The 21450-nt window shown below is 65.2% G+C and carries 18 protein-coding genes; 10 read left to right on the top strand and 8 right to left on the bottom strand.

Translation table 11 applies throughout. From position 1 onward, the window contains the following. Nucleotides 1–98: 98 nt before the first annotated feature. From prfA to AC56LR_RS09175, 3 genes are all read right to left on the bottom strand, one after another. Entirely contained in the window at nucleotides 99–1178 is a 1080-nt protein-coding gene (prfA, locus tag AC56LR_RS09185; protein WP_497129700.1) for a peptide chain release factor 1, read from the bottom strand. Between the two features lie 81 nt (nucleotides 1179–1259). Then, complete coding sequence (hemA, locus tag AC56LR_RS09180) at nucleotides 1260–2540, bottom strand: glutamyl-tRNA reductase (RefSeq protein WP_497129699.1); 1281 nt, start codon at nucleotides 2538–2540, stop codon at nucleotides 1260–1262. Between the two features lie 85 nt (nucleotides 2541–2625). After that, complete coding sequence (locus AC56LR_RS09175; protein ID WP_497129698.1) at nucleotides 2626–3315, bottom strand: response regulator transcription factor; 690 nt, start codon at nucleotides 3313–3315, stop codon at nucleotides 2626–2628. A 185-nt stretch (nucleotides 3316–3500) separates the two neighbouring features. Here AC56LR_RS09175 and AC56LR_RS09170 point away from each other — a divergent pair, with 185 nt between their 5' ends. Continuing rightward, complete coding sequence (locus AC56LR_RS09170; RefSeq protein ID WP_497129697.1) at nucleotides 3501–4049, top strand: hypothetical protein; 549 nt, start codon at nucleotides 3501–3503, stop codon at nucleotides 4047–4049. A gap of 75 nt (nucleotides 4050–4124) precedes the next feature. On the opposite strand, the gene minE is transcribed toward AC56LR_RS09170, so the two are convergent. Genes minE through minC form a run of 3 tightly spaced genes read right to left on the bottom strand, consistent with a single transcriptional unit; the run spans nucleotide 4125 to nucleotide 6054 of the window. Next, on the bottom strand, nucleotides 4125–4376 hold the full coding sequence (gene minE, locus AC56LR_RS09165) for a cell division topological specificity factor MinE (protein ID WP_497129696.1): 252 nt from the start codon (nucleotides 4374–4376) through the stop codon (nucleotides 4125–4127). 1 nt (nucleotide 4377) lies between these two features. Continuing rightward, nucleotides 4378–5193 (bottom strand): septum site-determining protein MinD, encoded by an 816-nt coding sequence (minD, locus tag AC56LR_RS09160; protein ID WP_489875326.1) that lies wholly within the window; start codon nucleotides 5191–5193, stop codon nucleotides 4378–4380. Nucleotides 5194–5235: 42 nt separating this feature from the next. After that, the gene (gene minC / locus AC56LR_RS09155; RefSeq protein ID WP_497129695.1) at nucleotides 5236–6054 is read right to left on the bottom strand and encodes a septum site-determining protein MinC; all 819 of its coding nucleotides are present in this window, start codon (nucleotides 6052–6054) and stop codon (nucleotides 5236–5238) included. A 282-nt stretch (nucleotides 6055–6336) separates the two neighbouring features. Here minC and AC56LR_RS09150 point away from each other — a divergent pair, with 282 nt between their 5' ends. The 7 genes from AC56LR_RS09150 (at nucleotide 6337) to AC56LR_RS09120 (ending at nucleotide 13863) form a co-directional block, all read left to right on the top strand. After that, nucleotides 6337–7515: an acetyl-CoA C-acetyltransferase gene (locus AC56LR_RS09150; protein ID WP_497129694.1), complete on the top strand. Its 1179-nt coding sequence runs from the start codon at nucleotides 6337–6339 to the stop codon at nucleotides 7513–7515. Between the two features lie 75 nt (nucleotides 7516–7590). Then, nucleotides 7591–8331 carry an acetoacetyl-CoA reductase gene (gene phbB, locus AC56LR_RS09145; RefSeq protein ID WP_497129693.1) on the top strand — a complete coding sequence of 247 codons (741 nt, stop codon included), beginning with the start codon at nucleotides 7591–7593 and terminating at the stop codon, nucleotides 8329–8331. Between the two features lie 117 nt (nucleotides 8332–8448). Next, nucleotides 8449–9768, top strand: a complete 1320-nt coding sequence (locus AC56LR_RS09140) for an amino acid deaminase (protein ID WP_497129692.1) — start codon at nucleotides 8449–8451, stop codon at nucleotides 9766–9768. 51 nt (nucleotides 9769–9819) lie between these two features. Beyond that, complete coding sequence (gene pip, locus AC56LR_RS09135; protein WP_497129691.1) at nucleotides 9820–10776, top strand: prolyl aminopeptidase; 957 nt, start codon at nucleotides 9820–9822, stop codon at nucleotides 10774–10776. 73 nt (nucleotides 10777–10849) lie between these two features. After that, nucleotides 10850–11296 carry a DUF2721 domain-containing protein gene (locus AC56LR_RS09130; protein WP_497129690.1) on the top strand — a complete coding sequence of 149 codons (447 nt, stop codon included), beginning with the start codon at nucleotides 10850–10852 and terminating at the stop codon, nucleotides 11294–11296. 25 nt (nucleotides 11297–11321) lie between these two features. Next, nucleotides 11322–11774: a hypothetical protein gene (locus AC56LR_RS09125; RefSeq protein WP_497129688.1), complete on the top strand. Its 453-nt coding sequence runs from the start codon at nucleotides 11322–11324 to the stop codon at nucleotides 11772–11774. 55 nt (nucleotides 11775–11829) lie between these two features. Continuing rightward, entirely contained in the window at nucleotides 11830–13863 is a 2034-nt protein-coding gene (locus AC56LR_RS09120) for an oxidoreductase (RefSeq protein ID WP_497129710.1), read from the top strand. A 71-nt stretch (nucleotides 13864–13934) separates the two neighbouring features. On the opposite strand, the gene AC56LR_RS09115 is transcribed toward AC56LR_RS09120, so the two are convergent. Together AC56LR_RS09115 and AC56LR_RS09110 are read right to left on the bottom strand one after the other, a co-directional pair. Further along, nucleotides 13935–15056 carry a beta-ketoacyl-ACP synthase III gene (locus AC56LR_RS09115; protein ID WP_497129686.1) on the bottom strand — a complete coding sequence of 374 codons (1122 nt, stop codon included), beginning with the start codon at nucleotides 15054–15056 and terminating at the stop codon, nucleotides 13935–13937. A gap of 111 nt (nucleotides 15057–15167) precedes the next feature. Continuing rightward, nucleotides 15168–16589 (bottom strand): S41 family peptidase, encoded by a 1422-nt coding sequence (locus AC56LR_RS09110; RefSeq protein WP_497129684.1) that lies wholly within the window; start codon nucleotides 16587–16589, stop codon nucleotides 15168–15170. A gap of 521 nt (nucleotides 16590–17110) precedes the next feature. Here AC56LR_RS09110 and AC56LR_RS09105 point away from each other — a divergent pair. Together AC56LR_RS09105 and AC56LR_RS09100 are read left to right on the top strand one after the other, a co-directional pair. Beyond that, nucleotides 17111–19321 carry a TonB-dependent receptor plug domain-containing protein gene (locus AC56LR_RS09105; protein WP_497129682.1) on the top strand — a complete coding sequence of 737 codons (2211 nt, stop codon included), beginning with the start codon at nucleotides 17111–17113 and terminating at the stop codon, nucleotides 19319–19321. A gap of 72 nt (nucleotides 19322–19393) precedes the next feature. Continuing rightward, complete coding sequence (locus tag AC56LR_RS09100) at nucleotides 19394–21445, top strand: M13 family metallopeptidase (RefSeq protein WP_497129680.1); 2052 nt, start codon at nucleotides 19394–19396, stop codon at nucleotides 21443–21445. Nucleotides 21446–21450: the final 5 nt, after the last annotated feature.

The following is a 21450-nucleotide window of genomic DNA, read 5'->3' as shown; positions in this document are numbered from 1 at the left end:
GCCGTGTTTCCCGGCCGCGCGTTCAAATTTCATATGAACAGACGCGGCGTGGTTAATCACGAGCCGGTTGAACGCGCGGGCGGGAAGACCCGCCCACCCTACACATCCCCCAGCGCCGCCAGCAATTCCGCCTGGTGCTCCGCCGCCAGTGCATTGGTCAGATCGGCCAGGTCGCCATCCATGATGAAGTCCAGCTTGTACAAGGTGAGGTTGATGCGGTGGTCGGTCAGGCGCCCCTGCGGGAAGTTGTAGGTGCGGATCCGCTCGCTGCGGTCGCCCGAGCCGATCAGGCTCTTGCGGGTAGCCGCTTCCTTCGACTGCTGCTCGCGCAGCTGCACGTCCTTGATGCGCGCCGCCAGTACCTTCAGCGCCTGGGCCTTGTTCTTGTGCTGGCTGCGGTCGTCCTGGCATTCCACCACGATGCCGGTCGGCAGGTGGGTCAGGCGCACCGCCGAATCGGTCTTGTTGATGTGCTGTCCGCCGGCGCCCGAGGCGCGGTAGGTGTCGATGCGCAGGTCGGCCGGGTTGATGTTCACGTCCTCGACTTCGTCGGCTTCCGGCATCACGGCCACGGTGCAGGCCGAGGTGTGGATGCGGCCTTGCGTCTCGGTGGCCGGCACCCGCTGCACGCGGTGGCCGCCCGATTCGAATTTCAGTTTCGAGTACACGCCGTTGCCGATGATGCGCACGATGACTTCGCGGTAGCCGCCCAAGTCCGAGCTCGATTCCGACACCACTTCGACCTGCCAGCGGTTGCGCTCCGCGAAGCGCGTGTACATGCGCAGCAGGTCGCCCGCGAACAGCGCCGATTCGTCGCCGCCGGTGCCGGCGCGGATCTCGAGGAAGATGTTGCGCTCGTCGTTGACGTCCTTCGGCAGCAGCATTTTTTGAAGATCGAGCTCCAGCGCGGCCAGGCGCGCCTTGGCCGCTTCGATTTCGTCCTGCGCGAACTCCTTCATCTCCGGGTCCTGCGCCATCTCCTGGGCCGCGTCCATGTCGCCCTGCGCGGCGCCGTACTGGTGGAACAGTTCGACCAGCGGCGCGAGCTCGGCGCGCTCGCGCGTGAGCTTGCGGTAGCTGTCCATGTTGGTGGTGGCGCCTTCGCACATCAGGAGCTCGTCGAGTTCGACGAATCGGTTGGCCAGTTGTTCCAGCTTGGCCAGCATGGATGGTTTCATGGGAATGCTCGGTAAATTCGGGAAGCCGCAATGCGGCCGGAATGCGTCTGGTGAGAGACGCACAACGAATGGGAAGGGCCGCTAACGGCGGCCGCGGAACAGCTGCGGCAGCAGGGCTGCCAGACGGGCGCGCTCGTCGCCCTGGGCATGGTGCAGCGCCTGCTGCGGGCCGTGCAGGAACTTGGCGGTGAGGCCTTTCGACAGCGCCTCGAGCACGGCCTCGGGATCTTCGCCGCGCGCCAGCAGTTTGCGTGCGCGTTCGAGTTCGGCCAGGCGCAGCGCCTCGCTCGACTCGTGCAGGTCGCGGATCACCGGCACCACGGCGCGGTCGCCCACCCAGTGCATGAAGGACTGGACCCGGGTCTCGATGATGGCTTCGGCCTGCGATACGGCGGCCTGGCGGCTTTCCAGCCCGGTCTGCACCACCTGCGCAAGGTCGTCGACGGTGTAGAGGAAGACGTCGTCCAGGCGTGCGACTTCGGATTCGATATCGCGCGGCACCGCCAGGTCGGCCATGAAGATGGGACGGTGGCGGCGCGCCTTGATCGCGCGCTCGACCATGCCAAGGCCCAGCAACGGCAGCGTGGACGCGGTGCACGAGATGACGATGTCGAACTGGTGCAGGCGTTCGGGCAGGTCGGCCAGCAGGATCGCCTCGCCGTTGTAGCGGGTGGCGAGCGCCTGCCCGCGGGACAAGGAGCGGTTGGCGATGGTGACCGATTTCGGGTTCTGCGCGGCGAAGTGGGCGGCGCACAGTTCGATCATTTCGCCGGCGCCGATGAACAGCACGTGCTGGTCGGCGATGGAATCAAAAATGCGCTGCGACAGGCGCACCGCGGCGGCGGCCATCGACACGCTGTGGGCGCCGATCTCGGTGGTGCTGCGCACTTCCTTGGCCACCGCGAAGCTGCGCTGGAACAGCTGGTGCAAATAGGTGCCCAGGCCGCCCGCTGCATCGGCGGTGCGCACGGCGTCCTTCATCTGGCCGAGGATCTGCGGTTCGCCCAGCACCATGGAGTCGAGCCCGGAGGCGACCCGGAAGGCGTGGCGCACCGCGCTGTCGTGCGGCAGCATGTAGAGATGGGGGCGCAGCTCGGCGAAATTCAGGGCGTGGTAGTGGGCCAGGAACTGGGCCGAGGCGTCGAGCGGATTGGGCGCGTCGCTGGCCGCATACATCTCGGTGCGGTTGCAGGTCGAGAGGATGGCCGCTTCGTTGCTGGCGCCGCCGCTGCCGCCCTGGCGCGCGAACCAGCCGCGCGCCGCCTGCACCGCGCCGCCGAGCTGCTCAGGCCCGAGCGCCAGCTGCTCGCGGAGCGAGACCGGTGCGGTCGTGTGGTTCAGGCCAACGGCAAGCAGTTGCATGGTGGGGCGGGGTGGACGGTATGCGCCCATTATACCCTTGTGCGAGAAGGGTTTCAGCGGCCGCCAAGGGCAGCCGTGAGGATGCTCAGGCGCCCAGTTTTTCCAGGCGGTAACCGTAGCTGTACACCGGCACCAGGCGGAAACCGTTTTCCGGACGCAGGCTCAGCTTGTTGCGCACGCGCGAGACATGGGTGTCCATGGTGCGCGAAGGCACGTCGGTATCGCGGACCCAGACCGATTCATGGATGTAGGCGCGCGACAGCGGACGGCCGATGTTGCGGAAGAACAGCAGCGCCAGCGAGAATTCCTTCTGGGTGACGTCGACCACCGAGCCATCCTTGATCAGGCGGCCTGGGCGGGTTTCGAAGATATACGGACCGAACTGCAGCTGTTCCGCGCTGTTTTGCGACGGGTAGGCGCGGCGCAGCAGGGCCGAGACGCGTGCCACCAGTTCGCCGCGGCGCAGCGGCTTGACCAGGTAATCGTCGGCGCCGGCAGTGACGCCCGCGATGATGTCGTCCTCGGCATTGTTACCGACCAGGAAGATGGTCGGGGCATTCGCCGCCATCTTTTCCTTGGCGCGGCGCAGCACTTCGGCGCCTTCCATGTCCGGCACGTTCCAGTCCATGACCAGCATGTCCGCCGTTTCCTTGCGCAACTGGGCCAGGCATTCCCGGGCATTGTCGAACGCCTGGCAGCCATGGCCGGCGGCGGTCAGCACCTGGCAAATCAGCTCAGCCTGAGCACGGTCTTGTTCCAGAATCGCAATCTTCATGGGTCATCTACTGGTAAGGTTACCGTTGTAGGAAGTCTCCTACAAGAGTTAAACGGAATATAGCAGACTTTCACAAAATAGTGCTCAGGAAAACTAGGAATTTACATTTGGAACCTTTGTTCTGTTGTGTTAAGGGGATAGCGGGCTCCGCGTTACACTTTGCTAAACAGACAATTGGAGGCGATATGTTGTTTCGACGCAAAAATAAGGACATTCTTTCGACGGAGCCGCCATTGGTGCCGGTCAGCGGCATCGGCATCGAACTGGCGCGCGAGCGCTGCCGCGAGATGGTGCGCAAGCGTGCGATGGTGTCGGCCGGCGTGGCCGCCATCCCGCTGCCGGGTGTGGATATCCTGTCGGACCTGACCACCTTCGCGGTGCTGGTCGAAGAAGTGAACAAGGAGTTCGGGCTCAGCCAGAAGCAGATCGAGCGCCTGAACCCGCAACGGCAAGTGCTGATCTACCGGGCAGCGGCCTCGGTCGGTGGCATGCTCGTGGGTAAATTGGTGACGCGCAAGCTGGTGCTGGCGGTGTTCCAGCGCGCCGGTATCCGGATCGCGGCCAAGACGGTGGCCAAGGTGGTGCCGATCGCGGGGCAGATGGCGTCTGCGGCGATCGGGTTTGCGCTGTTTCGCAAGATGGGCAACCAGCATGTGGAGGCTTGCGCCAAGGTGGCGCGCGAGCTGGAGACCTTGAAGGTGGTTGATACGGAAAGTACGGTGGCGCCGATGTGAGGTGGCACTGGAATTATTAACTTTTATAAACAAATGTCCGCACATAGCGGACATTTGTTTAGTCAAGCACCGGAATCAAGCGTCCGGCAACACCACGTTCACGTCCAGCACTTCCAGGTTGCCCTGGCGGTCGAGCGAGATCTTGATGTCGTCCGCGTTGACCTTGGTGTACTTGGAGATGACCTCGATCAGCTCGCGGTGCAGGGCCGGCAGGAAGTCCGGACCGGTGACACTGCTGCGCTCGCGGGCGATGATGATCTGCAGGCGTTCCTTGGCGGCTGACGCGCTCTTCTTTTTCTCCGGGAAAAGGAAATTGAGCAGTGCCATATCACTTCGCTCCAAAGATGCGCTGGAACAGGCCCGGCTTTTCGTAGCTGGTGAAGCGCAACGGACGGTCTTCGCCCAGGAAGCGGGCAATCACGTCCTCGTAGGCGTCGGCCACGTCGGTCCCCTTGAAGTGGATCGCCGGGTTGCCCTGGTTCGAGGCGTGCAGCACCGATTCCGATTCCGGGATGATGCCGATCAGCGGGATGCGCAGGATTTCCTGCACGTCCTGGTAGGACAGCATTTCGTCGGCTTCGACGCGCTTCGGCGAGTAGCGGGTGATCAGGAGGTGTTCCTTGACCGGCTCCGAACCGCTCTGGGCACGGCGCGACTTGGCCTGGATGATGCCGAGGATGCGGTCGGAGTCGCGCACCGAGGACACTTCCGGATTGGTGACGATGATCGCTTCGTCGGCGAAGGTCAGGGCCATCAGGGCGCCGTGCTCGATACCGGCCGGCGAATCGCAGATGATGAACTCGAAGCCCATCTGCACCAGGTCGTTCAGCACGCGTTCCACGCCTTCTTCGCCCAGCGCATCCTTGTCGCGCGTCTGCGACGCCGGCAGGATGAACAGGTTGTCGGTGTGCTTGTCCTTGATCAGCGCCTGGTTCAGGGTCGCTTCGCCATTGATGACGTTGATCAGGTCGTAGACCACACGGCGTTCGCAGCCCATGATCAGGTCGAGGTTACGCAGGCCGACGTCGAAGTCGATGACCACGGTCTTGTGGCCGCGCAGGGCCAGGCCGCTGGAGAAGCTCGCGCTCGAGGTGGTTTTGCCCACACCGCCCTTGCCGGACGTTACAACAATAATTCGTGCCACAAAAAAGTCCTTTTCAGTATCTAGCAGTATCTAGGTCAAGGGTTACGCGCGCGCTGAAGCCGGAGCCAGCGATGATATATCGAGGCGGTCGCCCACCAGCCGGATTTGGGCCGGCTGGCGCGTCAGGTCGTTGGGGAAACCGTCGTCGAAGGTGCGGTACACGCCCGCGATCGACACCAGTTCGGGCTGCATCGACAAGGCGAAGATGCGCGCCTCCGGATTGCCGGACGCGCCCGCGAGAGCCCGGCCATTCAATGGGGCATACACATGGATGCTGCCGTCAGCAATGATTTCCGCACCATTGTTGACGACGGCGGTAATGATCAGGTCGCTGCCGCGCGCATACACGCGCTGACCCGCACGCACCGGGGTATCGATGATCATGGCCGACACCGGCAGCGGCGCAGGCGCGGCACCTGGCGCCGGTTCGGCCGGCGCCGGGGCCGGCGCGGCAACAGCTTCCACTGCCGGCGCAGGCGCAGGCGCAGGCGCAGGCATCGTCACCGGGGCCGGCGCCGTTTCGGGGGCACGCACGCCGCTCGAGCCGTCGTCCAGCGACAGGCCATGGGCGCGGATTGCGTCTTCCATGGCCGGGGCGGCGCCGCGCACGGCGACCGCGTTGAGCCGGTATTTCTTCAGCAGCGCCACCAGGGCCGGCCAGTCGATCGTCGGGGATTCATGGGCAATGGCGGCGACGTCGATCACCGCGAACTCGTCTTCGAAGAAGTCCGAGACCCCGCCGGTCATCTGGTGCAGCGCGCCATCGATCGTGGCCGGATCGGCCGAATGCAGGATCGTCGAAATGGCGACGACCGTGGAGATCTTGATTTCAATGGGTAGCGAGCTTGGGGTTTTGGTCATAAAGCAGTCTGGTTGGCGTTGCGCTCGTGCATTCTACTGTGAAATTTGACCAAAAGGAGAGTTGCGTACACATCATTCCAGTAGGAAACGAACCTTGTCGCCACCGTTCAAAAACGTCCTGACGACACACCAGGGGCTTCGCAACAGGCGGTTGTAATCTGTGGATTAGCTGATAAGATTGATTTTCCTCACACGTGGGTAGAACGCGCACCTTAAGATGCATGGTTTCGCAACCTGCAGTCTCAACAAATCCCCGGCCAGACCGGGACTAGGGAGAGCAACATGGAAGACGTCGTCATCGTGGCCGCCGGCCGCACCGCGGTCGGTAAATTCGGCGGTTCGCTGGCCAAGATCCCTGCGACCGAGCTCGGCGCGCAGGTGATTCGCCAGCTGCTGGCCAAGACCGGCATTGATCCGGCCTCGGTCAGCGAGGTCATCATGGGCCAGGTGCTCACCGCCGGCGCCGGCCAGAACCCGGCGCGCCAGGCCGTGATCAAGGGCGGGCTGCCCGACATGGTGCCGGGCATGACCATCAACGCCGTCTGCGGCAGCGGCCTGAAAGCCACCCACCTGGCGGCCCAGGCCATCAAGAGCGGCGACGCCCAGATCGTCATCGCCGGCGGCCAGGAAAACATGAGCGCCTCGCCGCACGTGCTCAACGGTTCGCGCGACGGCTTCCGCATGGGCGACGCCAAGCTGGTCGACACCATGATCGTCGACGGCCTGTGGGACGTCTACAACCAGTACCACATGGGCGTGACCGCCGAGAACGTCGCACGCAAGTACGAGGTCTCGCGCGCCGAGCAGGACGACTTTGCGCTGCAGTCCCAGCTCAAGGCCGAAGCTGCCCAAAAAGAAGGCAAGTTCAAGGACGAAATCCTGCCGATCGAGATCCCGTCGAAAAAAGGCGCGACCGTCTTCGATACCGACGAATATCCCAAGCATGGCTCGACCCTGGAGGCCCTGTCCGGCCTGCGCCCGGCCTTCAACAAGGAAGGCACCGTCACCGCCGGCAACGCCTCCGGCCTGAACGACGGCGCCGCCGCCGTCATCATGATGAGCGCCTCCAAGGCAAAAGAACTCGGCTTGACACCGCTGGCGCGCATCAAGGCCTATGCCTCGGCCGGCCTGGACCCGTCGATCATGGGCATGGGCCCGGTCTCGGCCACCCGCCTGTGCCTGCAGAAGGCCGGCTGGACCCACGACGACGTCGACCTGATGGAAATCAACGAAGCCTTTGCTGCCCAAGCCATCGCGGTCAACAAGGAAATGGGCTGGGACACCTCGAAGATCAACGTGAACGGCGGCGCCATCGCGCTGGGCCACCCGATCGGCGCCTCCGGCTGCCGCGTGCTGGTTACCTTGCTGCACGAAATGGTGCGCCGCGACGCCAAGCGCGGGCTGGCCAGCCTGTGCATCGGCGGCGGCATGGGCGTGGCGCTGGCAGTGGAGCGCGACTGACGAATTCGCAGGCAGCCGCATGCGGCTGCCTGTCGAACGACGACGTAGTGACTGACAATAAAACTGGAGAAGACAATGGCAAGAGTTGCATTAGTAACGGGTGGCATGGGCGGTCTGGGCGAAGCGGTCTGCATCAAGCTGGCTGCCCTGGGATACCGGGTTGTCACCACTTTTTCGCCAGGCAGCAAGAAGGCCGATGCCTGGCTGGGCGCGATGCGCGAGCAGGGCTTTGACTTCAAGGCCTATGCCTGCGACGTGTCCGACTACGACTCGGCCCAGGAATGCGTGCGCCAGGTCGAGCGCGACGTCGGCCCGATCGACGTGCTGGTCAACAACGCCGGCATCACCCGCGACATGACCTTCAAGAAGATGGACAAGCCCAACTGGGACGCGGTCATGAAGACCAACCTGGATTCCGTGTTCAACATGACCAAGCCGGTCTGCGACGGCATGGTCGAGCGCGGCTGGGGCCGGATCATCAACATCTCGTCCGTCAACGGTCAGAAGGGCGCCTTCGGCCAGACCAACTACTCGGCCGCCAAGGCCGGCATGCACGGCTTCACCAAGGCCCTGGCCTACGAAGTCGCCCGCAAAGGCGTCACCGTCAACACCATCTCGCCGGGCTATATCGGCACCAAGATGGTGATGGACATCCCGAGCGAAGTGCTGGAAACCAAGATCATCCCGCAAATCCCGATGGGCCGCCTGGGCAAGCCGGAAGAAGTCGCCGGCCTGGTCGCTTACCTGTCGTCGGACGAAGCAGCATTCGTCACCGGCGCGAATATCGCGATCAATGGCGGGCAGCACATGCAGTGATCGCTGGCTTGCGCCACGAAGGGCACCGCTGCGGCGGTGCTTTTTTTTGTCCTACCCACGCGGTCAACGATCGCTAGAATATCTACACTGCCATTTCATCAGGTAACCGGACCTCCCATGCACACCTTGCCCCGCGACGGCCTCGCCCTGTCCAGCCTCGACGAACAACTGCTCCCTCCCGGCACCAAGGGGCTCCCGATCACCGAACCCCTGCGCCAGGGCGCCATCGGCGTGCAGGGCTGGAACGTCCTGCGCGGCGACACTTCTTTCCCGGTCGCGGTGCTGAAAGAATCCGCGCTGCAGTACAACCTTGCCTGGATGAAGGATTTTTGCGAACGCCACGGCGCCACGCTTGCGCCGCACGGCAAGACCACCATGAGCCCGCAGCTGTTCGGCGCCCAGCTGGCCAATGGCGCCTGGGGCATCACGCTGGCCAGCGCCACCCAGGTGCAGGTCGCGCACCGCTTCAACGTGCGCCGCGTGCTGCTGGCGAACCAGCTGGTGGCGCGCGCCGATATCGAGGCCGTGCTGGCGCTGCTGCATGACGACCCGGATTTCGAATGTTTCGTGCTGGCCGACTCGCTGGACGGCGTAGCACGCCTGGCGGGGGCAGTGCAGGCCCGCGCCCTGGCGCGCCCGCTCCCGGTGCTGGTCGAACTGGGCCTGGCCGGGAAGCGCGCCGGCTGCCGCACGCCGGAAGAAGCCCTGAACGTGGCCCGTGCGATTGCCGGCGCCGACGGCCTGGCGCTTGCCGGCATCGAAGGCTACGAGGGCCTGCTGGTCAGCGACGACTTCTATGCCGACGTGCGCGCCGTGAATGCCTTCCTGGCCGCTCTGGCCGAGTTGGTGAAGACGGCCGATGCCGAGGGCCTGTTCGGCAGCGCCGAGATCCTGCTCTCAGCCGGCGGCTCGGCCTATTTCGACCTGGTGGCGCGCGGCTTCGCCGGCGTGGAAGGATTGTCACGCCCGGTACGCGCCGTGCTGCGCAGCGGCTGCTACCTCACCAGCGACCACGGCTCCTACAAGCGCCTGCTGTCCCGTCTGGATGCGCGCGAAGCGCACGGCGAAGGCTTGCGTCCCGCATTGGAAGTGTGGAGCTGCGTGCAGTCGCGTCCCGAGCCGGGCCTGGCCATCCTCACCATGGGCAAGCGCGACGCGTCCTATGACATCGACCTGCCGGTGCCGCTGTTCGCGCATCGCCCCGGCGGCGATGCGCAGCAGCCTGCCGCGCTGCCGCCCGGCTGCGCCATCGTCAAGATGAACGACCAGCATGCCTACCTGACGCTGCCGGAAGGCGCGATCCGCGACCAGCTCGCCGTTGGCGACCTGGTCGGCTGCGGCATCTCGCATCCCTGCACCACCTTCGACAAGTGGCAGGTCTTGCTGGCGGTGGACGACGCCTACACGGTGACCCAGGCGCTGAACACCTTCTTCTGAAAGGCTGGTCCGTACGCTACAATCGGCACCTAGCCTGCCGAGAGAGCCGCCATGCCTGCCACACCGCCGTCACTGTTCCCCCCGATCCAGCCCATCCGCCACGGCATGCTGGCCGTCGACGAGCTGCACACGATCTATTGGGAAGAAGTCGGCAACCCCAACGGCATCCCGGTGCTGTTCCTGCACGGCGGGCCGGGCGCCGGCCTGTCGCCCCAGCACCGGCGCTTCTTCGATCCGAACGCCTACCGCGTGATCCTGTTCGACCAGCGCGGCGCCGGCAAGTCGACGCCGCTGGGCGAATGGCGCAACAACACCACCCAGCTTCTCATCGACGACATCGAGCGCCTGCGCGCCATGTTCGGCATAGCGCAATGGCTGGTGTTCGGCGGCTCCTGGGGCTCGACCCTGGCGCTGGCCTATGGCCAGGCCCACCCGGAACGCTGCCTCGGCTTCGTCCTGCGCGGGATCTTCCTGTGCACGAAGGCCGAAGTCGACTGGTTCCTGAACGGCGTCCAGTGGTTCTATCCCGAGCTGTACGAAGAATTCGTGGCGCCCATCCCCGTGGCCGAGCGCGGCGACCTGCTCACCGCCTATACCACGCGCCTGCTGTGCGACGACCCCGAGGTCTACTGGCCGGCCGCGCGCGCCTGGAGCCGCTTCGAGGGGCGCCGCGTCTTTTTGCTGCCGCAGCCCGAGGAAGCCTCGTCCGACGCGCTCGACCTGGGCGTGGGCCGGCTCGAGTCGCACTACATGCTGCATGGGGCCTTCCTGGAAGAAGACCAGCTGCTGCGCGACGTCCAGCGCATCAGCCATCTGCCGGCGACCATCGTGCAGGGCCGCTACGACGTGATCTGCCCGCCGCTGTCGGCCTGGCGCCTGCACCAGGCCTGGCCCGGCGCAAAGCTGCGCATGATTCCCGACGGCGGCCATGGCGCCCTGGAGACCGGCATCGCGCGCGCGCTGGTGGGCGCGACCGAGCAGTTCAAGCGCCACGGACGCTTCGATTGAGCGCTTTTGGGCTGCCGGGGCCGCACGCCGGCTGCTACACTAAGGCCAACCTGACAATAACGCACCTGTCCTCATGAATATCCAGATCAGCGACATCGGCCACGTCATCCAGTTGGCGATCGCGCCGGTCTTCCTGCTCACTGGCGTGGCAACCAAGCTGACGGTCCTGACCAACCGCCTGGCGCGCATCATCGACCGCACCCGTGTGCTCGACGATCGCCTCGCGGAAGGCGCCAACGAAGAGTATGCGGGCGAGCGCGAGACCCTCTATACCCGCGCCCACCTGATCAACACCGCCATCACGTCCAGCACCGCCTGCGGCCTGATGGTCTGCCTGGTGATTGCCCTGCTGTTCCTGGGCGATACCACCAACCTGCCGCTCGACCAGTACATCGCCGGCCTGTTCGTGCTCGCGATGCTCGGCCTGATCAGCAGCTTCGTTTATTTCCTGCGCGAGATCTTCATCGCCTCGCGCTTCATGCGCCTGCAACACACGCTGTCGCTCAAGCAGTCCCGCTAACGCTTCAATCGAACGGTTTTATCTCATGCACGACTATCAACGCCCCCCGACCCTTTACCGCTACGCACCGCAAGACGAACTCGAAGCCGCGCTGCGCGGCCAGTTCCGTTTGCTGCCCGACGGCGGCTTCCTGGCCCTGTCGTTTTCGACCGCCTGGGACAAGCAGCTGTTCGACGTGTTCAGCCCCGCCGACCGCTGCCTGGTGATCCACAATACCGAGGAATTCGGCGAACGCCTGCACCGCGCGGTGCAGCGCACGCTTCCCAACTGGGCCGGCATCGATGGCGAGGTCACCTACGGCACGCGCTCGCCGCTGGGCGCCGCCTTTACCAAGAGCCTGGGCCAGTCGCGCGAACAGGAATGGCAGTTCGCCTGGCGTTCGATGTCGCCGGGCGCCAGCCTCAATCCGGTTGTCATCAATATCGGCAATATCGAACAGTTCGCCGAACTGCGCGAACGCGACTTCCGCCCGTCCTGACGCGGCGAAAGCCGTTTAGTAACATCCCTCCACGAAATCACGGTGTAATGCCGTGATGACGCATTCCACCTATCCACACCTCCTCGCCCCGCTCGACCTCGGTTTTACCACCCTGAAGAACCGCGTGATCATGGGCTCGATGCACACCGGGCTCGAAGACCGCTTCTATAACTACGGCAAGCTCGCGGCGTTCTACGCCGAACGCGCGCGCGGCGGCGCCGGCCTGATCGTCACCGGCGGGATCTCGCCGAACCGCCAGGGCTGGCTGCTGCCTTTCGGCGGCACCCTGAACTTCCTCGGCGACGTGCCGAACCACCGGCGCGTCACGCGCGCGGTGCATGACGAGGGCGGCAAGATCGTGCTGCAGATCCTGCACGCGGGCCGCTACGGCTACCAGCCCTTCGTGGTGTCGGCATCCAGCATCAAATCGCCGATCTCCAAATTCAAGCCGAAGGCGCTGGATGCGCGCGGCATCGAGCACACCATTGCGTCCTATGCGCGCTGCGCGAAACTGGCGAAAATGGCCGGCTACGACGGCGTCGAAGTGATGGGCAGCGAAGGCTATTTGCTGAACCAGTTCCTGTGCGCGCGCACCAACAAGCGCACGGACGACTGGGGCGGCTCGATCGGGAACCGCATGCGCCTCGCAGTCGAGGTGGTGCGCCGCATCCGCGCAGCGGTCGGTCCGGACTTCATCCTGATGTACCGCCATTCGGTGCTCGACCTGGTTGAAGGCGGCAATACCTGGGACGAAGTGGTGGCCGTCGCCAAGGCCCTGGAGGCGGCCGGCGTGACCATCCTGAACACCGGCTACGGCTGGCATGAGGCGCGCGTTCCCACCATCGTCACCTCGGTGCCGCGCGCGGCGTTCGCGCAAGTGGCGGGCCGGCTGCGCGCCGAAGTGGGCATCCCTGTCGTCGCCTCGAACCGCATCAACATGCCGGATGACGCCGAAGCGCTGCTGGCGCAGGGCAGCGCCGACATGGTGTCGATGGCGCGGCCCTTCCTGGCCGACCCGGACTGGGTCGTCAAGGCGGCGGGTGGCCGGGTCGACGAAATCAATACCTGCATCGCCTGCAACCAGGCTTGCCTGGACCACACTTTTCAAAACAAGCGCGCCAGCTGCCTGGTCAATCCGCGCGCCTGCCACGAGACCGAACTGGTGTTTCGCAAGTCCGCGCGGCCACGCCGTGTCGCCGTGGTCGGCGCCGGGCCGGCCGGCCTGTCCGCCGCCACCGTCGCCGCCGAATGCGGCCACCGGGTCACGCTGTTCGACGCGCTGGGCCACATCGGCGGCCAGTTCAACGTGGCGATGCGCGTACCGGGCAAGGAAGAATTCGCCGAGACCATCCGTTATTTTGGCCGCAAGCTGGAATTGACCGGCGTCGAGCTGCGCCTGGGTGCGCGCGTCACGCGCGACGAACTGGTGGCCGAAGGCTACGACGACGTGATCGTCGCCACCGGCATCGTCACGCGCAAGCCGAAGATCGAGGGCATCGACCACCCGAAGGTCCTGAGCTACCTCGACGTGCTGCGCGACGGCAAGCCGGTGGGCCGCAAGGTGGCCATCATCGGCGCCGGCGGCATCGGTTTCGACATGGGCGAATTCCTGGTGCACGACCCGAGCGTGCCGCTGCCGGTGCCGCCTGCGCACTGGATGGCGGAATGGGGTGTCGATCCGGCGTCGAACACGCCGGGGGGGCTGGTGCCGCAGGTCGCACCGCATCCGCCGCGCCAGGTCTGGCTCCTGCAGCGCAAGACCACGCGCCCTGGCGCAGGCCTGGGCAAGACCTCTGGCTGGGTGCACCGCGCCACCCTGGTGCGCAACGGCGTCCAGATGCTGGCCGGGGTGCAGTACGACCGCATCGACGACGCCGGCCTGCACATCACGGTCGGCGGCGAGCAGCGCGTACTGGACGTGGACAATGTGGTGATCTGCGCGGGGCAGGAGAGCCTGGCGGAGCTGATGCCGGCGGAAGGGAGCAAAGTCGGGCCGCGCTTCCACAAGATCGGCGGGGCGGCGCTGGCGGCGGAGCTGGATGCGAAGCGGGCGATTCGGGAAGGGGCGGAGCTGGCTGCGCGGCTTTGATGAGCGTTGGCGGATACGCGTACAAACTTGGGTTCCGGCGAAGGCCGGAACCCAAGTTTGCAAGCGTCGTGTTACTTTTTGCGAACCACCACACACCCGATCGAATACCCCGCCCCAAACGAGCAGATCACGCCATTCGCGCCGCTCGGCATGTCGTCCTGGTACTTGTGGAACGCAATGATCGATCCCGCCGACGAGGTATTCGCATAGGTATCGAGGATCACCGGCGCCTCGCCCGGCTCCGCATCACGCCCCAGCAGGGTGCGGGCGATCAGCAAATTCATGTTCAGGTTCGCCTGGTGCAGCCAGTAGCGCGACACGTCCTTGATCTCGAGGCCGGCATTTTTCACCGTGGCGGCGATCATCTCGGCGGCCATCGGGCACACTTCCTTGAAGACCTTGCGGCCCTGCTGGCGGAACAGCTTGTCCGGCGCGCCGATGCCGGCTTCGTCGAAGCGGTTCATGAAGCCGAAGTTGTTGCGGATGTTGTTCGAAAACTTGGTCTTGAGCTTCGTGTCGAGTATCTCGAACTGGTGGCGGCTGGTGGCCGTCTCCGCCGCTTCGATGACGACCGCGGTGCAGGCGTCGCCGAAAATGAAATGGCTGTCGCGGTCGCGGAAGTTCAGGTGGCCGCTGGTGATTTCCGGGTTCAGCATCAGCACGGCGCGCGCGCGGCCGCTTTGCACCGCGTCGACGGCGGTGGCGATGCCGAAGGTGGCCGACGAGCAGGCCACGTTCATGTCGAAGCCGAAGCCTTCGATGCCCAGCAGCTCCTGCACCTCGACCGCCATGGCCGGGTAGGGGCGCTGCATGTTGGAGCAGGCGACCAGCACCATGTCGATGTCGGATGGCTGCTTGCCGGCGCGGTCCAGTGCCTCGCGCGCAGCGGCCACGCACATCTCCGCCTGCAGCGACAATTCTTCGTCGGCGCGCTCGGGAATGCGGGCGGTCATGCGCGCCGGATCGAGGATGCCTTCCTTCTCCATCACGTAGCGCGACTTGATGCCGGAGGCCTTTTCGATGAAGCCGCTGCTCGACGCTTCCAGAGGGGTAGCCTCGCCGGCCGCGATCGCCGCGGCGTTTTCCTGGTTGAACAGCTCCACATAGGCGTTATAGGCCGTCACCAGCTCGTCGTTGGAGATGGAATACGGTGGCGTAAACAGGCCGGTGCCGCTGATGACGACAGGTTTCATGGTCGGGACTTTCAAAGAAAATAACAGGCGTTACCTGCAAGATGCGGCGATTCTACACGCTCGCGCGGGGCCTGGGAATTGGCCGGCCCGACAACGAAGATGCCTTTTTACTCAGCGCGCGTGCTGGGCCAGCGTGGCGCCGCCGGGCCGGCGCGACAGCTGCACCGGCTGGCCCTTCAGGTGGCGCAGCGCCTGCGCCAGCTGGAAATCGCTGGCGCTGCCGTAATCGAGCGGCTTGCGCTGGCGTGCCTCGGCCAGCAGCCGCATCTGCTCTTCGATATCGTCTTCGCGGGTGGCCGCTTCTTTGTCGCGGTCGTTCGACAGGTGGCGCTCGAGGTCGGCCTCGCGCATGCGCAGGGCGTTCAGGCCGTCGCCATCGAGGGTTTCGTCGACGGCCAGGTCGGGCAGGATGCCGCGCGCCTGGATCGAGCGCCCGGCCGGGGTGTAGTAGCGCGCGGTGGTGAGCTTGACCGCGGCGTCGTGGCCGATCGGGCGGATGGTCTGCACCGAGCCCTTGCCGAAGGTCTGGCTGCCCAGGATGGTGGCGCGCTTGTAGTCTTGCAGGGCGCCGGCGACGATTTCCGAGGCCGAGGCCGAGCCGGTGTTGACCAGCACGACCATCGGCAGGGTCTTGAAGGCTTCCGGCAGCGTCGAGAGCGGATCGCCCCCGCTGCGCAGCATGTAGAACTCGGGACGGCCATAGAAGCGCTGGCGCGAATCGGCCAGCTGGCCGTTGGTCGAGACGATCTCGGCGTCTTTCGGCAGGAAGGCGGCGGCCACGCCGATCGCGCCCTGCAGCAGGCCGCCGGGATCGTTGCGCAAATCGAGCACGATGCCTTTCAGGTCAGGGTCCTGGCGGTACAGGGCCTGCAGCTTGGCGGCCATGTCGTCCACCGTCGGCTCCTGGAACTGCGAGATGCGCAGCCAGGCGTAGCCCGGTTCGACCATTTTCGCCTTGACGCTTTTCTGGATGATTTCGCTGCGCACGATGGCAAAGCGCAGCGGGGCAGGGGAGTCCTTGCGCGTGATGGTGAGCGTGACCCGGGTGCCGGGCTCGCCGCGCATGCGCTTGATCGCTTCGTCGATCGGCAGGCCCTGCACCGGATGGCCGTCGATCTGGGTGATCAGGTCGCCCTCCTTGATGCCGGCGCGCCAGGCGGGGGAATCCTCGATGGGGGCGACGATCTCCACGAAGCCATCGTCGCTTTCGGAGATCTCGATGCCAAGGCCGACGAAGCGGCCCTCGGTGCCTTCGCGCAGCTCGCGGTAGGCGCGCGGGTCGAGGTAGGCCGAGTGCGGGTCGAGCGAGGCGACCATGCCGGAAATGGCTTGCGAGAGCAGCGCCTTGTCTTCGACCGGCTCGACATAGGTGGCCTTGATGACGCCGTAGACGTCGGCCAGCTGGCGCAGCTCGGCCAGCGGCATGCCGGCGTCGACCGGCTTCTGGGCCAGGGCGGAGAACTGCATGGTAAGGGCGACCCCGGTGATGGCGCCGAGGCCGACGAGACAGGAATTCTTGAAAGTGGAGCCCATGGTTCACCCGGTTTGGCCGTGCGCGGCCGTCACGCATGAGATAGCGCGAGTCCAGTATAAACCCGAACATCGGCCGCTGCCCTGAACCTCGCCAAACTTCGAAGCAATACATATCAATCGGCCGGCGCGCGCGCCGCCTGTTACGACTTCTTGAGCTTGGTAAGCAATTGTAAGAGTCCAAGCGAGCGCGAGGGCCGAGTCATATAGTCAATCTCAGTTTTTCTCTCTCTCTCCACTTTTTGAAGTGGTCTTGCCCGCGGCCCCCTCCGCGGGCTTTTTTATGTCCCGCGCTGTTCCAGCATTCACTTTCCGGGCGTAAATTGGCAGTCCGTCCGGATGTTGTGGTGGCGTACCAACACATGCATATGCAATAACACCCATCCTGCATGTATCGAAAAGTAAAAAAGCACCGATGGCCGTTGCCGCCTCTTGCGCACGGGCTAGAATGGGCCTCAGCCCCTGCCGTCCTGGACGGCGGGCGCACCTACCGGGATGCCCCCTAAGTAAAACAATAAAGAAGCATGAAGAAACTCGTATCGATCGCCTGCCTGGCGATGCTCGGCCCAACCGTGGCCCACGCCGGCGGCCAGTCGGCGGATCCCGGCGTGGCCCAGCCCGTCCAGGACACCCCGAAGGCCCCGGCCGCCGGCGACAAGCTGCAGCAGGTGACGATCAGCGGCAGCCGCGCCAACGATACCGACCAGCGCCGCCTCTCCACCGCCGGCAAGATGGTGTTCGGCCGCGAGGAACTCGACCGCAACGGCGACAGCAATGTCGGCGACATCCTCAAGCGCCTGCCGGGCGTGACCATGGGCGGCGCACCGGGTGGCCGCGGAGGCGGCGGGGTGCGCATGCGCGGCATGGGCAACGGTTATACCCAGATGCTGGTCAACGGCGAGCGTCCGCCTCCGGGCTTCTCGCTCGAGTCGCTGCCGCCCGACCAGGTCGAGCGCATCGAAGTGATGCGCGGCCCGGTCGCCGAGCACAGCACGCAGGCGATCGCCGGCACCATCAACATCATCCTGCGCGAAGGCTACCAGCAGAAGGACAAGCAGGTCCGCCTGAGCGACAGCGTCACGCGCGGCCTGCATTCGCCCAACGTGTCGGTGGCGGTGCCGGGCAAGTCGGGCAAGCTGTCGTGGCTGACCAATGTCATGGTCAGCCAGAACCGCAACGAGAACGAGACCACCACCTACGACCGCGTCGAGCGCCGCGACGGCAGCCTCGATAGCGAGCAAATCCTGCGCGGCACCAGCGATGCGCGCTCGACCGGCCTGCACATGACGCCGCGCTTGACCTATGCGTTCGATAACAAGGACACGCTGACGGTCCAGCCCTTCATCGGCATCAACCGCAACAAGAGCCGCCTGGCCAACCAGGCCGAGCGCCTGGGCGGCACGCCGGCCTATGGCCGCCTGGCCCAGGAGTCGGAATCGGATGCGGCCTTTATTCGCGTGATGGGCAACTGGCTGCACCGGATGGAGGGCGGGGCCAAGCTGGACCTGAAACTCAGCGGCGGCGGCATGAACAACGAGAGCAGCAGCCTGCGCCGCACCTTCGGCTTCGATGGCGCGCCGCTGCGCGTCTACAACGACGAAGGCGACATGCGCTTCCGGGGCCTGAGCAACAATGGCAAGTACACCCGGCCGGTGGGCAAGGGCCATTTGCTGGCGGTCGGCTGGGACATCGAAGGCACGCGCCTGAGCCAGACCCAGGTCGCGGAAGACGATGGCGGCCCGCTGTACGAAGAATCCGGCGCCAATCTCGCGGCCGCGCAGCGCCGCATCGCCTTCTTCGCCCAGGACGAATGGGACATCACCGAACGCTGGTCGGCCTACCTCGGCCTGCGCTGGGAAGGCATCCGCACCACCAGCAGCGGCCGCGCCAACGACGTGAAGAACGTCAGCCGCGTCTGGAGCCCGGTGCTGCACACGGTCTGGCGCATTCCCGGCACCCAGAAGGACCAGGTGCGCGCCAGCCTGACCCGCAGCTACCGCGCCGCGCCGCTGCAGGACATGATCGCCGCGCCGACCATCTCGGCCGACAATTCCTTCGTGCGTCCCGACCGCAGCGGCAACCCGGCGCTTGAACCCGAGCTGGCCACCGGCATCGACCTGGCCTATGAACACTATATCGGCAAGACCGGCATCGTCTCGGCCAGCGCTTTCGTGCGCAATGTCGATGGCCTGATCCGCCGCGTGGTCGAAGAAGTGCCGACCAGCCAGGGCCTGCGCTGGATCTCGCGCCCCGTCAACGTGGGCGACGCCAGGACCAGCGGCATCGAACTCGAAGCCAAGTTCACGCTGAACGACGTCATGAAGGACGCCACGAACGTCGACCTGCGCGCCAACTACAGCCGCTTCTGGTCCGATGTCGACGGCATTCGCGGTCCCTACAACCGCCTCGAGGGCCAGGCCGAGCAGACCGCCAACCTGGGCGCCGACTGGCGCCTGAAGTCGATGCCGCTCACGCTTGGCGCGAGCGTCAACTGGACCCCGGAACTGCTGGTGCAGCTCAGCGACGAAGAATTGTCGCGCGCGGGCTCCAAGCGCCAGATGGATGTGTATGGCCTGTGGCGGTTCTCCGCCAACACGCAATTGCGCGTGTTCGGCAACAACCTGCTGGCGCAGAACTATGACACGGCGCGTTTCGTGACCGTGCCCGAAGTCTTTACCTCTACCCAGGCGCGTACCTACGCGACTGTCGGCGTGCGCCTGGAGCTCAAGCTCTGATGACGCATATTGGAAGAACGGCCACAAGCCGCTCATTTTTCAGCAACTTTCCCAGCAACTAAGGACACCCCCGTGAAGCGACTCCTTTTGAGCACCCTGACCCTGTCGATGATGGCGGCCTTCGCCCATGCGGCAGACCCTGCCCCTGCCAAGCCGGCCGGCGCGCCGATCTCCGGCATCGACACGCAGTACATCGACACCAGCGTGCGCCCGCAGGACGATTTCTTCACCCACCTGAACGGCAAGTGGCTCAAGACCACCGAGATCCCGAGCGACAAGGCCAGCTGGGGTACCTTCATGAAGCTGCGCGACGACACCACGCCGCAGATCAAGGCCATCATCGAGGCCGCGCAGGCGGACAAGTCGGCCAAGCCTGGGTCGGAAACCCGGAAGATCGGCGACCTGTACGCCAGCTACATGGACGAAGCGCGCCGCGAAGCCCTGGGCACCAAGCCCTTGAGCAGCGAGCTGCAGAAGATCCGCTCGCTCAAGGACAAGAAAGCCCTCCCAGGCCTGGTGGCGCACCTGTCGAAGATCGGCGTGTCGACCCCGTACGGCATCTACGTCAACCAGGACATGCGCAAGTCGAGCGAGCACGTCGTGTACATCTCGCAAAGCGGCCTGGGTATGCCGGACCGCGACTACTACCTGAAGCAGGACGACGCCAAGCTGGCCGAAGTGCGCGCCAAATACCTCAAGCATGTCGAGCAGACCCTCGTGCTGGCCGGCGAAAAGGATGCCGCGGCCCAGGCCAAGGCCATCGTCGACTTCGAGACCGAGCTCGCCAAGGTGCAGTGGACCCGCGTCGAGAACCGCGACCCGGTCAAGCGCTACAACAAGATGAGCGTGGCCGAGCTGGGCAAGCTGGCGCCGGGCTACGACTGGAAGGCGGCGCTGGGCGCGGCCGGCTTCGGCAACAAGGTCGACACCGTCATCGTCAACCAGCCGAGCTATTTCAAGGGCCTGAACGACGTGCTGGCCAGGACCGAGCTGTCGACCCTGAAGTCCTATTTCGAATGGCAACTGCTGCGTGAGTTCTCGCCGCTGCTGTCGAAGGCCTTCGTGGAGCAGAGCTTCTCGTTCTACGGTACCGCGCTCTCTGGCGTCTCCGAGCAGGCGCCGCTGTGGAAACGCGGCGTGGGCGCGCTCGAGGGCGCGCTGGGCGAAGCGGTCGGCAAGCTGTACGTGAAGGAGCACTTCCCGGCCGAGCGCAAGGCGCGCATGGAAGAGCTGGTGAAGAACCTGATCATCGCCTACGGCCAGTCGATCGACAACCTCGAGTGGATGAGCCCGGAAACCAAGAAGGAAGCCCGTGCCAAGCTGGCCAAATTCACGCCGAAGATCGGCTATACGGAAAAGTGGCGCGACTATTCGAAGCTCGCCATCAAGCGTGACGACCTGGTCGGCAACGCGATGCGCACCGCGAACTTCCGCTACAACTATCAGCTGAACAAGCTGGGCAAGCCGGTCGACCGTACCGAATGGGGCATGACGCCGCAGACCGTGAACGCCTACTACCGCAGCACCACCAACGAGATCGTGTTCCCGGCCGCGATCCTGCAGCCGCCGTTCTTCGACATGCGCGCCGACGATGCAGTCAACTACGGCGGCATCGGCGCCGTGATCGGCCACGAGATCGGCCACGGCTTCGACGACAAGGGCAGCCAGTCGGACGGCGACGGCAACCTGCGCGACTGGTGGAGCGACGCTGACCGCACCGCCTTCAAGGCCCGCACCGACAAGCTGGTGAAACAGTTCAACGGCTTCTCGCCGCTGCCTGGCTATAACGTGAACGGCGAACTGACCCTGGGCGAGAACATCGGCGACAACGCCGGCCTGTCGATCGCCTACAAGGCCTACAAGCTGTCGCTGAAGGGCCAGCCGGCCCCGGTCATCGACGGCCTGACCGGCGACCAGCGCTTCTTCATGGGCTTCGGCCAGGTGTGGCGCTCGAAGATGCGCGAAGCCCAGCAGATCAACCAGGTCAAGACCGACCCGCATTCGCCGGGCCAGTTCCGCGCCAACGGCACCGTGATGAACATGCCGGAGTTCTACGAGGCCTTCGGCGTGAAGCCGGGCGACAAGATGTACCTGGCGCCGCAAGATCGCGTCATCATCTGGTAATCTCG

The sequence above is a fragment of the Telluria sp. ZT3P39 genome (assembly GCF_059685935.1).
The sequence above is the reverse complement of the archived record's forward strand: the minus strand, read 5'-3'. Positions and strand labels throughout refer to the sequence as shown.

What these genes read in the sequence shown, in the direction of transcription:
- prfA (WP_497129700.1), bottom strand. Translation starts at nt 1,178, where the DNA reads ATGAAACCATCCATGCTGGCCAAGCTGGAACAACTGGCCAACCGATTC.
- hemA (WP_497129699.1), bottom strand. Translation starts at nt 2,540, where the DNA reads ATGCAACTGCTTGCCGTTGGCCTGAACCACACGACCGCACCGGTCTCG.
- AC56LR_RS09175 (WP_497129698.1), bottom strand. Translation starts at nt 3,315, where the DNA reads ATGAAGATTGCGATTCTGGAACAAGACCGTGCTCAGGCTGAGCTGATT.
- AC56LR_RS09170 (WP_497129697.1), top strand. Translation starts at nt 3,501, where the DNA reads ATGTTGTTTCGACGCAAAAATAAGGACATTCTTTCGACGGAGCCGCCA.
- minE (WP_497129696.1), bottom strand. Translation starts at nt 4,376, where the DNA reads ATGGCACTGCTCAATTTCCTTTTCCCGGAGAAAAAGAAGAGCGCGTCA.
- minC (WP_497129695.1), bottom strand. Translation starts at nt 6,054, where the DNA reads ATGACCAAAACCCCAAGCTCGCTACCCATTGAAATCAAGATCTCCACG.
- AC56LR_RS09150 (WP_497129694.1), top strand. Translation starts at nt 6,337, where the DNA reads ATGGAAGACGTCGTCATCGTGGCCGCCGGCCGCACCGCGGTCGGTAAA.
- phbB (WP_497129693.1), top strand. Translation starts at nt 7,591, where the DNA reads ATGGCAAGAGTTGCATTAGTAACGGGTGGCATGGGCGGTCTGGGCGAA.
- AC56LR_RS09140 (WP_497129692.1), top strand. Translation starts at nt 8,449, where the DNA reads ATGCACACCTTGCCCCGCGACGGCCTCGCCCTGTCCAGCCTCGACGAA.
- pip (WP_497129691.1), top strand. Translation starts at nt 9,820, where the DNA reads ATGCCTGCCACACCGCCGTCACTGTTCCCCCCGATCCAGCCCATCCGC.
- AC56LR_RS09130 (WP_497129690.1), top strand. Translation starts at nt 10,850, where the DNA reads ATGAATATCCAGATCAGCGACATCGGCCACGTCATCCAGTTGGCGATC.
- AC56LR_RS09125 (WP_497129688.1), top strand. Translation starts at nt 11,322, where the DNA reads ATGCACGACTATCAACGCCCCCCGACCCTTTACCGCTACGCACCGCAA.
- AC56LR_RS09120 (WP_497129710.1), top strand. Translation starts at nt 11,830, where the DNA reads ATGACGCATTCCACCTATCCACACCTCCTCGCCCCGCTCGACCTCGGT.
- AC56LR_RS09115 (WP_497129686.1), bottom strand. Translation starts at nt 15,056, where the DNA reads ATGAAACCTGTCGTCATCAGCGGCACCGGCCTGTTTACGCCACCGTAT.
- AC56LR_RS09110 (WP_497129684.1), bottom strand. Translation starts at nt 16,589, where the DNA reads ATGGGCTCCACTTTCAAGAATTCCTGTCTCGTCGGCCTCGGCGCCATC.
- AC56LR_RS09105 (WP_497129682.1), top strand. Translation starts at nt 17,111, where the DNA reads ATGAAGAAACTCGTATCGATCGCCTGCCTGGCGATGCTCGGCCCAACC.